Origin of the sequence: Alitibacter langaaensis DSM 22999, from assembly GCF_003096995.1 — a bacterium.
Taxonomy (GTDB): domain Bacteria; phylum Pseudomonadota; class Gammaproteobacteria; order Enterobacterales; family Pasteurellaceae; genus Exercitatus; species Exercitatus langaaensis.
This window is the reverse complement of the sequence record NZ_QENU01000009.1, coordinates 21,108-34,554: the sequence shown is the minus strand read 5'-3', so window position 1 is coordinate 34,554 and position 13,447 is coordinate 21,108. Positions and strand designations below refer to the sequence as shown.

The 13,447-nt window shown below is 40.2% G+C and carries 11 protein-coding genes; 4 read left to right on the top strand and 7 right to left on the bottom strand.

Annotation, left to right across the window (positions count from 1 at the left end):
- The 3 genes from C8D76_RS06845 to idnD are packed head-to-tail and all read right to left on the bottom strand — an operon-like array spanning position 1 to position 3,180.
- Complete coding sequence (locus tag C8D76_RS06845; RefSeq protein WP_116632049.1) at positions 1 to 1,350, bottom strand: GntP family permease; 1,350 nt, start codon at positions 1,348 to 1,350, stop codon at positions 1 to 3.
- An 11-nt stretch (positions 1,351 to 1,361) separates the two neighbouring features.
- Complete coding sequence (gene idnO / locus C8D76_RS06840) at positions 1,362 to 2,126, bottom strand: gluconate 5-dehydrogenase (RefSeq protein ID WP_116632048.1); 765 nt, start codon at positions 2,124 to 2,126, stop codon at positions 1,362 to 1,364.
- A 10-nt stretch (positions 2,127 to 2,136) separates the two neighbouring features.
- The gene (idnD, locus tag C8D76_RS06835; protein ID WP_116632047.1) at positions 2,137 to 3,180 is read right to left on the bottom strand and encodes an L-idonate 5-dehydrogenase; all 1,044 of its coding nucleotides are present in this window, start codon (positions 3,178 to 3,180) and stop codon (positions 2,137 to 2,139) included.
- 214 nt (positions 3,181 to 3,394) lie between these two features.
- Here idnD and C8D76_RS06830 point away from each other — a divergent pair, with 214 nt between their 5' ends.
- Positions 3,395 to 3,910 carry a gluconokinase gene (locus C8D76_RS06830; protein WP_116632046.1) on the top strand — a complete coding sequence of 172 codons (516 nt, stop codon included), beginning with the start codon at positions 3,395 to 3,397 and terminating at the stop codon, positions 3,908 to 3,910.
- A 52-nt stretch (positions 3,911 to 3,962) separates the two neighbouring features.
- Here the strand turns inward: C8D76_RS06830 and C8D76_RS06825 are convergent, their stop codons facing one another.
- Positions 3,963 to 4,964, bottom strand: coding sequence for a substrate-binding domain-containing protein (locus tag C8D76_RS06825; protein ID WP_116632045.1), 1,002 nt, complete (start codon positions 4,962 to 4,964; stop codon positions 3,963 to 3,965).
- A 134-nt stretch (positions 4,965 to 5,098) separates the two neighbouring features.
- Here C8D76_RS06825 and C8D76_RS06820 point away from each other — a divergent pair, with 134 nt between their 5' ends.
- The 3 genes from C8D76_RS06820 (at position 5,099) to pgi (ending at position 9,424) form a co-directional block, all read left to right on the top strand.
- Positions 5,099 to 6,511 (top strand): replicative DNA helicase, encoded by a 1,413-nt coding sequence (locus C8D76_RS06820; protein ID WP_116632044.1) that lies wholly within the window; start codon positions 5,099 to 5,101, stop codon positions 6,509 to 6,511.
- A gap of 108 nt (positions 6,512 to 6,619) precedes the next feature.
- The gene (gene alr, locus C8D76_RS06815) at positions 6,620 to 7,696 is read left to right on the top strand and encodes an alanine racemase (protein WP_116632043.1); all 1,077 of its coding nucleotides are present in this window, start codon (positions 6,620 to 6,622) and stop codon (positions 7,694 to 7,696) included.
- 78 nt (positions 7,697 to 7,774) lie between these two features.
- The gene (pgi, locus tag C8D76_RS06810) at positions 7,775 to 9,424 is read left to right on the top strand and encodes a glucose-6-phosphate isomerase (RefSeq protein WP_116632042.1); all 1,650 of its coding nucleotides are present in this window, start codon (positions 7,775 to 7,777) and stop codon (positions 9,422 to 9,424) included.
- Between the two features lie 92 nt (positions 9,425 to 9,516).
- Here the strand turns inward: pgi and C8D76_RS06805 are convergent, their stop codons facing one another.
- The 3 genes from C8D76_RS06805 to C8D76_RS06795 all read right to left on the bottom strand — a co-directional run bounded on the left by C8D76_RS06805 (position 9,517) and on the right by C8D76_RS06795 (position 13,444).
- Positions 9,517 to 10,815, bottom strand: a complete 1,299-nt coding sequence (locus tag C8D76_RS06805) for a histidine-type phosphatase (RefSeq protein ID WP_116632041.1) — start codon at positions 10,813 to 10,815, stop codon at positions 9,517 to 9,519.
- Positions 10,816 to 10,970: 155 nt separating this feature from the next.
- Positions 10,971 to 12,389: a basic amino acid/polyamine antiporter gene (locus C8D76_RS06800; RefSeq protein WP_116632040.1), complete on the bottom strand. Its 1,419-nt coding sequence runs from the start codon at positions 12,387 to 12,389 to the stop codon at positions 10,971 to 10,973.
- A gap of 161 nt (positions 12,390 to 12,550) precedes the next feature.
- Positions 12,551 to 13,444 (bottom strand): homocysteine S-methyltransferase family protein, encoded by an 894-nt coding sequence (locus C8D76_RS06795; protein ID WP_116632039.1) that lies wholly within the window; start codon positions 13,442 to 13,444, stop codon positions 12,551 to 12,553.
- Between the last annotated feature and the right edge of the window lie 3 nt (positions 13,445 to 13,447).

Sequence of the window (13,447 nt, the reverse complement as noted above, 5' to 3'; positions counted from 1 at the left end):
TTAAAGAATGATAGAACCGATAAAGGATAAGCTGAAACCAACTAAACCAATTAATGTTTCTTGTACTGTCCAAGTTTTAAACATTGTTTTAGTATCAATTTCTAAAAAACGGCTCACAAGCCAGAAACCACTATCATTAACATGTGCTAATACGGTTGCACCTGAAGCGATTGAAATGACGATAAAACATAAGTCAAATTCGCTTAAACCCGTTGTCGCCGAAACCATTGGTGCAATTAATGCTGATGTTGTGGTGATTGCCACGGTTGCCGAACCTTGTGCAACACGCAACGCCGTAGAAATAATAAATGCGGCAACAATCACAGGCATACCAGTATCTGACAGCATATTGGCTAGCATATCACCAATACCACTTGCACGTAATACGCCACCAAACATACCACCCGCACCAGTAACTAAAACGATCCCACAAATTGGCCCCAATGAGCTATCACAGATTTTTTCAATTTGCTCGACACTGCGTTGTTCTTTAAGAAGATAAATGGTGACTAAAAGCGTAATGAGCAAGGCGACAGGTGTTTTACCAATCAAACGTAAGCTCTCAACCCATAACTGCGAACCGTCAATCACTTTCGCAACCGATAGGGTATTTAATACCGTATCAAGCATAATTAAGCAAAGCGGTAGTAATAAAATGCATAATACTTTTCTAAAGCTAGGTGGATTAAGCACTGCCGTTTCGTTAATAGGTGCCGAATTTAAGAAGGATTTAGGTAGATCTAAGTGGAATTTTCGCCCTAAAAAGGTACCGTAAAGATAAGCCGCAAAATACCAAGTTGGCAAGGCAATCACAACCGCAACGATAGTTAATAAACCGATATTAGCCCCTAATAAATCGCCCGCAGCAACAGGGCCTGGATGCGGTGGTAAAAATGCGTGGGTAACGGCAAATGCACCAGCAGCAGGGAATGCATAACGGAATAATGAGCCACCAAATTGTTTTGCAACACTGAAAATAATTGGCAACATCACAACGAGACCTGCATCGAAGAAAATCGGGAAGCCGAAAAGTAATGATGCTACACCTAATGCAAATGGTGCTTTTTCTTCGCCAAATTTATTAATTAATGTATCAGCGAGCACTTTTGCACCGCCTGTGATTTCGAGCAAACGACCAATCATTGCCCCAAAACCCACTAATAATGCCACAGAGGCGAGTGTGCCGCCAAAACCAGATAATAAAGTAGGTAAAATTTTATTGACTGGCACACCTGTTGCAAGTGCGGTCAATAAACTGACTAAAGTTAATGCAACAAATGCATGAACTCTAAACTTCATAATTAACAGAAGTAAGAGCGCGATGGATGAAATTAAAATGACGATTAACATAGAAAATCCCTCTATACAGCAGCTAACATACCGCCATCAACGAACAATAAATGCCCATTGACGAAGTCTGATGCTTTAGATGATAAAAATACAGCAGCTCCAATTAACTCTTTAGGATCGCCCCAACGGTTAGCAGGAGTACGTTTACATAACCATTCGGTAAATTCTTTATTTTCTACCAATGGTTTGGTTAATTCAGTGGCAAAATAGCCAGGGGCAATCCCATTAACCTGAATATTGTAACGAGCGAGCTCAACGCACATACCTCGTGTAAGCATTTTTACTGCACCTTTTGACGCAGCATAAGGCGTGATGGTGTCACGACCTAATTCGCTTTGCATTGAACCAATATTAATAATTTTGCCTTGATTACGCTTAACCATATAACGAGCAACGGCTTGAGAAACAATGAAAACAGCTTTTTGATTAACTCGAATAATGTCATCAAAGTCCTTTTCTGGAAATTCACAGAATGGATGACGACGCTGAATGCCCGCATTATTGATTAGGACATCAATCGGTCCAATATTTTGTTCAATATAATCAATTGATTTGTGTACAGCTTCTGTATCAGTCACATCAAATGCCACAGCATAAGCTTTAAATCCTTGAGCATTTAATTCATCAGCAACTGCCTGAGATTTGTCTTGTGTCGTACTATTAATAATCACTTCAGCATCGTGTTCGACCATACCTTGTGCTAATAATCGCCCAATTCCACGAGTTGAACCTGTAATTAATACCCGTTTTCCTTTCAATGAAAATAATTCACTCATATTCTATTCCTTATTCAAAACTTAGCTGTACTTTAGCAATTTCATTTTTATTGCCAGCAAGATCTAATGCCGCTTTAAAATCTTTGAAATTAACGACTTTTGACAGTAATGGGAGAGGGTTAACTTTCCCTGTACTTAACCATTCAACGGAAGTGTTAAATTCTTCAATAAAACGAAATGAACCTTTCCAACTAATTTCTTTTGCAATTAATGGCATGACATTGAACTCGGGTACAGCGCCTCCCATTCCAACTTGAATAAGTATTCCGCGAGCACGAGTAATGGCAAGACAACGCTCGATTGAAGAGGGATGCCCTGCGGCTTCAAATGAGACATCAAAATATCCTTTATGTGCAAGATAAGGCGTAAAATCGCCTGATGCTGCATGGAAAGTTTTTGTCGCCCCCATTTCTAGCGCTAAATCTAAGCAGCGTTCACTCATATCAGCACAAACGATTTCACTCGCACCTAAAGCTTTCACTGCTGCAACTACAAGGCAACCAATCGGACCAACACCAGAAATAAATACTTTCTTTCCGCTCAAATCACCAGCTTGTTTAGCCGCATGAATGGTTACCGCTAGTGGTTCTGCAAAAGCCATTACATCATCAGAAGCATTTTGTGGATAATCAATGCATTGAGCATTATCCACCACTTTATACTGAGTAAAACCACCATCAACATGTGGGTTGTACATTGCACTACCAAAGAAACGCATTGTTTCACATTGGTTGATATCGCCTGATAAGCAATATTTACATTTCAAGCAAGGTTTACCAGGATTAATAGCAACTTTCTGCCCAACATACAGTTTAGGATCATTCGTTTTTACCACTTTACCAATAACTTCATGCCCTAAAATCATCGGATGTTTTACTTCAAAATTACCCACTTTACCATGCTGATAATAATGTAAGTCAGAACCACAAATACCACCACGTGTAATTTGTACTAACGTCTGATCTTGATTATTTTCATCATATTCAATCTGTTGAGTAATAATATCGAGATCTAATTTACCTTTAACAACACAAGATAAGGTTTCTAGTTTCATAAATTTCCCCTTGTGGCTTTATTGTTACGCGTAACATATTCTTTTTTAGGTTATTGGTAAAGTTTTAATCTTAAACTTTGTGAGCTAGCTCACAATTTAATTTTTCTGCAGAAAATTAGGAAGAAATTTTGTGATCTCAATCACAAAATAAAATGTTACCAGTAACATCATTTAAAAAATAAGATATGATAATGGAAAATTTAGGAGAGCTATTATGTCAACAGGAAAAAGTTTTATTTTAATGGGCGTATGTAGTACTGGTAAAACCTCTGTCGGTACGGCGGTCGCTGAAAAATTAGGCATTAAATTGATTGATGGGGATGATTTACATCCTAAAGCCAATATTTTAAAAATGGGGGCAGGTCATCCATTAAATGATGAAGATCGTGCGCCTTGGCTTGAACGTATTCGTGATGCCGCCTTTAGCTTAGAGAAAAAAAGTGAAGTGGGTATTATTGTTTGCTCTGCATTGAAGAAAAAATATCGCGACTTGATTCGTGAGGGCAATGAAAATGTGAAATTTATTTGGTTGCACGGCAGTTATGATTTAATTTTAGAACGAATGCGCCAACGTAAAGGGCATTATATGAAAGAAGATATGCTCAAGAGCCAATTTGCTACCCTAGAAGAGCCTCAATCTGATGAGCCCGATGTTATTCCTATTAATATTGATGGTTCGTTCAATGAAGTTGTAGAACGTTGTGTTCAAGCATTAAAACCATTCATTTAATAAATCAGACAAAGTGCGGTTAAAAAATAATAAATTTTGACCGCACTTTCATTTATAACGTTTCCCCGAGATGAATATCATAGCCAAGATCAATAATTCGGCGTTGTTGTGGAATCTGGTGAATGCGATTTAATAATTCTTGCGCAGCTATTTTTCCAATTTCCAAGCGGGGCGTGATCACCGATGCGAGCTGCGGACTCAATGATTGCCCAACATCGTGGCCGTGAAATCCTGCAATGGCCATTTGTTTAGGTACGCTAATCCCCATACGTTGACATTCAAATATCGCACCGATAGCTAAGTCATCGTTAGTACAAAAAATGCCATTAGTTTTAGGGTGTTCTTTCAATGCTCGCTGTAATAATTCGGCGCCTAGCGTGAAAGACGAAGGCTCAGGCGTGCTGATAACATGGGCATCTAAATGATATTTGTTCATCGCATTGGTATAACCTTGCATTTTTAACAGGCTACGTTTGTCTTGGCGAGCGGAAAAATAAACGACATTTTTATAACCACGGAGAATCATTGTTTCTACCATTGCTTGTGCGGCAGCCACATTATCAAATCCCACCACTTGTTGAATGCCTAATTCTGAAGTATCCATAATTTCTATCACGGGAATATTGGCAATTTCTAGCATTTTTAATGTTTGCTTCGTATGATGATTTTCTGACAGAATTAAGCCGTCAATGTTGTAAGACAGTAAACTTTTGATACGGTGTTCTTCTTTCTCTAAGTTATAACCATAGTGAGCAAGCATTGTTTGATAGTTTGCTTTGTCAGCAACAATCTCAATACCTTTCAGCACATCAGCAAAAACGGAATTTGTTAAAGAAGGTAATAACACGCCAAATGCACGGCTTTTGGCATTGGAAAGCATATTCGGTGCTTTATTAGGAATATAGCCGAATTGCTCAATGGCTTTTGCGATACGAGTTTGTGTTTCTGGTGCGACAGTTGAAGGATCACGCAAATAACGGCTAATGGTCATTTTTGTAATCCCAAGATGATTAGCAATATCTTGTAGAGTAGGACGTTTTGATTTCGTTGACATAATTCCAGATTTTGAAGTTTTTTCTCATTCTACTCAAAACTCGGTAAAATTTCACCGCACTTTTAACTTAAATCTCATCTCATTTTCAGGTATGATATGCACTAATTTTTGATGAAGTCTTATTGGTTAATTAAATGGCGAAACAACCGACATCTTCGCAGTTTTCTGAACGTGATAGTCAACTAGCGCAAGCGAGTATTCCACCGCATTCGATTGAAGCTGAACAAGCAGTACTTGGTGCAGTGATGATTAATAATTTGCATTGGGAGAATGTGGTTGAGCGTGTGATTGACCAAGATTTTTATCTTGCCGCCCATCGAATTATTTTCCAAGAAATGGAAAATTTAGCCCGTCAAAATTCCCCCATTGATTTATTGACCCTTGATCAATCGCTACAAAAACGCGGTGTTATTGATGATGTGGGCGGATTTGCCTATCTCGCGGAGCTTTCCAAAAATACGCCAAGTTCGGCGAATGTGAATGCTTATGCGGATATTGTGCGCGAAAAAGCGATTTTGCGAGAGCTTATCGGTGTGGGCAATAATATTGCGCAACGAGCTTATTCGCCAAAAGGTAAAGACATTAAAGAAATTCTTGATGAAGCCGAGCGTGAAGTATTCAGCATTGCAGAAAAACGTACCTCAGAAAATGAAGGCCCTGAGAATATTGCGGCTATTTTGGCGCGCACCATTGATCGTATTGAGATGCTCAAAATGAGTGGGCAGAAAGGTTTAACTGGTGTCACAACAGGTTTTGCGGATTTAGACAAGAAAACATCGGGTTTACAGCCTTCCGATTTAATCATTGTGGCGGCACGTCCTTCTATGGGGAAAACCACCTTTGCGATGAACTTATGCGAAAATGCCGCAATGCATAGTGAGAAACCTGTGTTGATTTTTAGTCTTGAAATGCCAGCGGAACAAATTATGATGCGTACCCTTGCGTCACTTTCGCGTGTTGATCAAACCGCAATTCGCACGGGGCAAATTAATGATGACAATGACTGGGCGAAAATTTCGAGCACGATGGCAATGCTAGCCGAAAAACCTAATATGTATATTGATGATTCATCGGGCCTTACGCCAACAGAATTGCGTTCTCGTGCGCGCCGTGTGTATCGTGAGCATGGTGGTTTAAGTTTGATTATGGTGGATTATTTGCAATTAATGCGTGCACCAGGTTTTGATAATCGCACCCTTGAAATTGCCGAAATTTCTCGCTCGCTAAAAGCATTGGCAAAAGAATTAGAAGTGCCCGTTGTGGCGTTGTCACAATTAAACCGTACCTTGGAAAACCGCACGGACAAACGCCCTGTAAACTCTGACTTGCGTGAATCTGGCTCTATCGAGCAAGATGCCGACTTGATTATGTTTATCTACCGTGACGAGGTGTATCACGAAACAACCGAAGAAAACCGCAATCGTGCGGAAATTATTATCGGTAAACAGCGTAATGGCCCAATTGGACGCGTACCATTGATTTTCCAAGGACAATATTCTCGTTTCGACAATGCGCCACAAGCATGGCAGCTGTCGGACGAATATTAATAGTTTGGCGTTCAATTTATTAATAATACCAAAACTAACGAATCTTAACCGCGTTGATGATAGTCAATTGCGCATCATCAGCGCTATATCAGAAATAAGAAGTTCAATATGAAACCAGCAACAGCCAAAATTAGTTCAGTGGCACTGAAACATAATATTCAACTCATCCACCAAAAAGCGCCAAATAGTAAAATGATTGCTATCGTCAAAGCGAATGCCTATGGGCATGGCGTTGAATTCGTGGCATCCACTTTAGAAGAGCATGTGGACGGTTTTGGCGTGGCACGTTTGGAAGAAGCCTTGGCGTTACGTTCAAAAGGGATTATCAAACCCATTTTGTTGTTGGAAGGTTTTTTTTCCGCCAAAGATTTACCGATTTTAGCCGTCAATAATATTCAAACTGTCATTCACAACCAAGAGCAATTAACCGCACTAAAATCCGCCAAATTGCCTAATCCTATCAAAGTGTGGTTGAAAATTGACACGGGAATGCACCGTTTAGGTGTCGCCTTAGATGAAGTGGATTATTTTTATCAAGAATTGCAAAAATGCCCGAATATTGATCCGCACTTAGGCTTTGTTAGCCACTTTAGCCGCGCTGATGAGCTAGAATCTGATTACACAAATATTCAACTCAATCGTTTTCTTACGGTAACGGAAGGGAAAGCAGGAGAGCGTTGTATCGCCGCGTCAGGCGGAATTTTGTTTTGGCAGGCGTCCCATTTAGATTGGATTCGTCCAGGCATTATTATGTATGGCGTATCGCCAACGGATACGCCAAGCGCTGAATTTGGCTTACAACCTGTGATGACCTTAACCTCCTCACTGATTGCGGTTCGCAATCATCAAGCAGGCGAGCCCGTAGGCTATGGCGGCACTTGGGTGAGTGAAGAAGACACTAAAATTGGCGTGATTGCCATTGGCTATGGCGATGGCTATCCGCGTAATATTCCAGTCGGCACGCCTGTTTTTATCAATGGACGAATTGTGCCAATTGTTGGACGTGTTTCAATGGATATGATTACCGTGGATCTTGGCTTGGGCTGCACAGACAAAGTCGGCGATGAAGTGATTTTATGGGGCAAAGAATTGCCTATTGAAATCGTGGCTAAACATATAGGCATTTTAAGCTATGAATTGATGACAAAATTGACGCCACGGGTTTTAACGGAATATATCGATTAACTTTTTTGATAATCAACGGCAAAATATAAAAACTTTTGTATTTTTGACCGCACTTATTTTTTGTATCAGGAGAACATAATGCAAAATATTAATCCAACCACAACCAATGCTTGGAAAGCTTTAGAACAGCATAAAGCAAGTTTGGCTGACACCACTATTCAAGAATTATTTGCACAAAATCCTCAGCGTTTTAATGCGTTTTCATTAACCTTTAATCATGAGATTTTAGTGGATTTTTCCAAAAATAAAATCACTCAAGAAACCCTCAAATTATTACGCCAACTAGCCGAAGAGTGCGGATTGGCTTCAGCCACTGAAGCGATGTTTACAGGCGAGAAAATCAATCGCACCGAAAACCGCGCGGTGTTGCATACTGCATTGCGCAACCGTGCTAATACTCCTGTGCTTGTTGATGGCAAAGATGTAATGCCTGAAGTGAATAGCGTATTAGCAAAAATGAAATCATTCTGTGATCGTGTGATTTCTGGTGATTGGAAAGGCTACACTGGCAAAGCCATTACTGATGTTATTAATATTGGTATCGGTGGTTCGGATTTGGGGCCTTATATGGTGACTGAAGCGTTGCGCCCTTATAAAAATCACTTAACGATGCATTTTGTTTCTAATGTGGACGGTACGCATATCGCAGAAACTTTGAAAAAAGTAAATCCCGAAACGACCCTTGTGTTAGTGGCATCAAAAACATTTACCACACAAGAAACCATGACCAATGCGCATTCCGCGCGTGATTGGTTCTTAGCTAGCGCAAAAGATGAAAAACATATCGCAAAACATTTTGCAGCTTTGTCAACAAATGCGACAGAAGTAGCCAAATTTGGTATTGATACTGACAATATGTTTGGCTTCTGGGATTGGGTTGGCGGCCGTTATTCATTGTGGTCTGCAATCGGTCTTTCTATTGCGCTTTCTGTGGGCTTTGAGAATTTTGAACAATTATTAAGCGGTGCGCACGAAATGGATAAACATTTCCACAATACGCCAATTGAACAAAATATCCCCGCGACATTGGCATTAATTGGTTTATGGAATAGCAACTTCCTTGGCGCACAAACCGAAGCGATTTTGCCTTACGATCAATATTTACACCGTTTTGCAGCTTATTTTCAACAAGGAAATATGGAATCGAATGGTAAATATGTAGGTCGAGATGGCAAAGTGATCAGCAATTACCAAACGGGCCCAATTATTTGGGGCGAGCCGGGCACAAATGGTCAGCACGCGTTTTATCAATTAATTCACCAAGGCACAACCTTAATTCCTTGTGACTTTATTGCCCCTGCGCAAACCCACAATCCATTAGCAGATCACCATAGCAAATTGTTATCTAACTTCTTTGCTCAAACAGAAGCCCTTGCCTTTGGTAAAACGAAAGAAGAAGTTGAAGCAGAATTTGTCAAAGCAGGAAAATCATTGGACGAAGTGAAAGAAATTGTTCCATTCAAAGTCTTCCAAGGCAATAAACCAACAAATTCTATTTTGTTACAAAAAATTACGCCATTTAGCTTAGGTGCGTTGATCGCAATGTACGAACACAAAATTTTCGTACAAGGTGTGATTTTCAACATATTCAGCTTCGACCAATGGGGCGTAGAATTAGGTAAACAATTAGCGAACCGAATTCTCCCAGAGTTGAACGGTGATGAACAAGTATCAAGCCATGACAGCTCAACCAACGGTTTAATTAATCAATTCAAAGCATGGCGTTAGAGCTTAAAGACTAAAAAAGTGCGGTTAAACTTATTCAGTTTTAACCGCACTTTTTGTATGAATGTCTCTTAATGCTACTGATGCTTCATCACTTATTTGATTTGTTCATATTGTGAAATGGCCTGTTGGAATCGGGCATTCACATCATTGAAGTCATATAATCCCATGTCATTTGGGGTTAATCCTTCTAATTTTAATGTATAGATCATCGGTTTATTTTTTAAGTCTAACGGTTGAATATGACGTAACTGATTAGTTGTTTGATAGACTAAATTGATTGCAACATAGGCTTGTTGAGTTTGTTTATTCACCCATTTTTCAAAGACTAATTTTGAACCGATTGGCGTTTTTTTCTCGATAGTATTTGGCAAACTATAATCTTCTACACCTAAAGCTTTGGTGACTGAACCAATATTTGAATCATGCCCCACTAAATAGGTGAATTTACGATCTTTGGCGTTTAATTCATCTTTCATATAAGTTATTAATGGATGCGCTACATTGGCGGCGACACTTGGCGCGGTAAATAAAATATCACCATACACATCTTTGACTTTGGAAATTGCTTCCCAATCAGCGCTAGATAATTTTTTACCAAATGCAGCTTGTTCATCATTGGCTTCAAAATATTGCAGAACCAACGCATCAGCAATGGATGTCGCTAATTTTAATGAGCCACTTAAATTGGGTTCTTGATTTTGTTTGAAAATCATTTTGGTATCAAAGTCATCAAGCTGGCAAATATTTTCATTTTTACAAGCAGGCGAATCTTTCATATCCAATACATTTTCAATAATTTGGAAAGAGGGTTTTAAGGTTTCAGTTAGTGCCTTTAAGCTGTTTTGATTGTCCAGTTGATTGATTTCTTTCATCGCTTGCGCTTCAAATTCAGGGCTTGTTTTGGTTAAACGAGGGAAGAAAATTGGATCCATTTTACTTGGGGCAAAACGATGATTCACTTCGACTGCACAAGTCGGCGAGAATGCTGCCGCAAAATATTCTGCCGTTGCAATTGTGCGTTGCATGCTGTTGGCATAGACATTGATTTCATCTACTGTTGGGCATTTACCTTCCGTGAATACCCCTTCGGATTCTAACCATTTACGGAAATATTGGCCCATGGCTGTTTCTAAAATACCGCCACGAGAAGTTAATTCACTAGGGTTCGCACTCCAATCAATCCATTGATGTGAAGTGACTTTACCGAGCTTACTGTCTTTGCCAGAAAGTGGTGCTCGAATATTATGACGACTTAGCACCACCACTTGTTGAAGTTGATAATTATCATGTAATTGTGCTTGTTTAGCAGCAATATCTGTTGTGGTATTGGCGTAAGCTGTTTGGCTTAGGGCTAGCATAATTATGCTAGAAAGAAAGGTTAGTTTTTTCATAATAACTCCTGTGGTATAAAACTGCAGAAATTATATAAAGAAAATGATGAAAAGACTGTGACCTGTGTCACAGTTTAAGGATGACTGACAGATTGGCAAGCGTATTAGTAAAAGTGCGGTCAAAATTTTCTCAATTTTAACCGCACTTAAGCAGATTAAGCGGCTAGCAATTCTGGCAATACATATAGCGCATAGCAGAAAATTGCTAAGATTATTGCGATCAGTATTTTTTCCCAGGCAACAAGTTTAATTTTGCCATTCCATTGACGATTGGAATATAAAAACAGCAAAATGCCCGGCACATAAAGCACCACTGATAACAATAAATATTGTAAACCTGCAGCATAAATGATCCATAATCCGTAAAGCGATGCCATAATTCCCGTGAGTTTCACAAACCATTTTGCCTGAGTTTGGAAGGCTAGTTTGGTGAGATAAGCGCCAATTAGGAAATAAGGGATTAAAATCATTGAGGTTGAAATGAGCAACAATGTGTTATAGCTTTGCTCGAAAACAAAAACGAGAACTAAACAGAGTTGTACGATAAGCCCTGTGAACCACAAGGAATTGATCGGTGTGCCATTTTGATTAAGTTTATTTAAAATTTTCGGGAATGCGCCATTTTTTGAGCCTAAATAAGGCACTTCAGCAGAATACATTGTCCAGCTGATATAAGAGGCGAGCACCGACACAATTAAGCAAGCGGTGATGATGACTTTGCCCGTTGGCCCCATCATCGCATCAAGCAATGGGCCCATTGATGGATTGGCTAAATTGGCAATGGTTTCGCGAGGCAAGATACCAAGGGAAAGTATAGTGATCGCCACATAAAGGGCAAGGGCGATTAAAATCCCTAACACCGTGGCTAATCCCACATCACTTTTACGTTTTGCATGCGCTGAAAGAATAGAGGCGCCCTCCACCCCTGTGAATACCCAAAGGGTGATTAGCATCGTATCTTTTACTTGAGCGGTGACACTGTTACCAAGGGATGCCGCTTTGATATCCGATTTAAATAAATCAAGATCAAAGAAATAAACGCCGAGAATAATGAATAACACGAGTGGCGCGACTTTAACAAAGGTTGCCACCAGATTGACTGAGGCAGCTTCTTTGATTCCGCCTGCGATTAAGGCGTGCACAAGCCACACAATGATAGACGCGCCAATAAACGAAGCCAGTGTATTTCCTTGCCCGAAAATGACCGCACTTTCCGTATCAGTAAATACGCCTAAGCCTTCAAAGGCAACAGTGAGATAGCCTACGATGCCAATGGTGGCGCATAACCAATAGCCCCAAGCGGACATAAATCCCATCAGCTCGCCAAAACCTTCACGGGCATAGGTATAAATGCCGCCGTCTAAATCTGGGCGTAAGCGAGAAATAAAGAAAAAGGATAGCCCTAAGAAAATAATTCCGATACCCGTGATGAGCCAGCCGATGGAAATCCCTTCAACGCCTGCCACGGCAGCCATATTTTGCGGCAGACTAAAAATGCCTGAGCCAATCATTGAACTCAGGACTAATGCGGTTAAAGATAACAAACCGATTTTTCTACTTGACGTAGTTGACATAGTTATTTCCTAAAATAAAACATAAGAAAATTTTGACAGATTCCGCTCACCTTAGCGAATTCATTATTTTCATTGCGAAAATGAACGAATTTCATCTTTTGTCTGCAAGTTGCAGTGCGCAAAGTGCGGTCAAAATAATAAAAATTTTCACCGCAATTCTGTTAATTTAAGTTTTTCGCTAAAACTTCGATATAGTCTTTGCCAATACCGCAACAACCGCCAACAATGCTCGCGCCTTGCGCCACCCATTTTCTTGCCCAAGCAAGATAGGCATTCGGATCTAAATCTTTACGCACTTCGTCTAAACCATCATTGGCGGTGGCATCTTCGGGCTGTGGCGCAAAGGCATTGGCATAGGCACCGGTTTGAATATGGTTTGCATTTTGCGCTTGCAACGTTTGTTTGGTTACAATTAAAGCTTGCTCAATCACTTCAGGTTGGCAGCAGTTAAATAAAATGGCGGAGACACCAATTTCTATCATTTTTTCCACTGCACTTTTCACGCTTTCGCCCGAACGTAATTGTGGTTCTGGGGTTGGGTGTTCATCCGTTAAGGTGAACGAAACCCAGAGTGGGCGATGATCTTTGGGTAGCAATTTTTGAATGGAAACCGGCTCGATAATCGCACTTTGCGTTTCACAAAGCCAAAAATCCACATAAGGCGAAAGCCCGTCAATAATAGGCTGAGCAATTTCAGCAAAGCGATCTTTTTCGATTAAATCAGCACGATAAGAGCCAAACATTGGGGGGAGTGATCCTGCAATTTTGATCGATTTCCCGCTATTTTTGACCGCACTTTTGGCTAAACACCCTGCGAGATCTGCCAACATTTTGCCGTCTGCATGAAAGCGTTGCTCGCCGATATGAAAAGGGACGACAGCATAGCTGTTGGTGGTGATAACTTGTGCGCCACTGGCAATAAATTCTTCATGCACTTGCTGCACCGCAGAAGGTTTTTCATAAAGGGAAAGTGCAGACCATTCGGGCTGTTTAAAAGGGGCGTTTAAACGCATAAGCTCACGGCTCATACCGCCGTCAAGAATTGTAATTGTCATAGT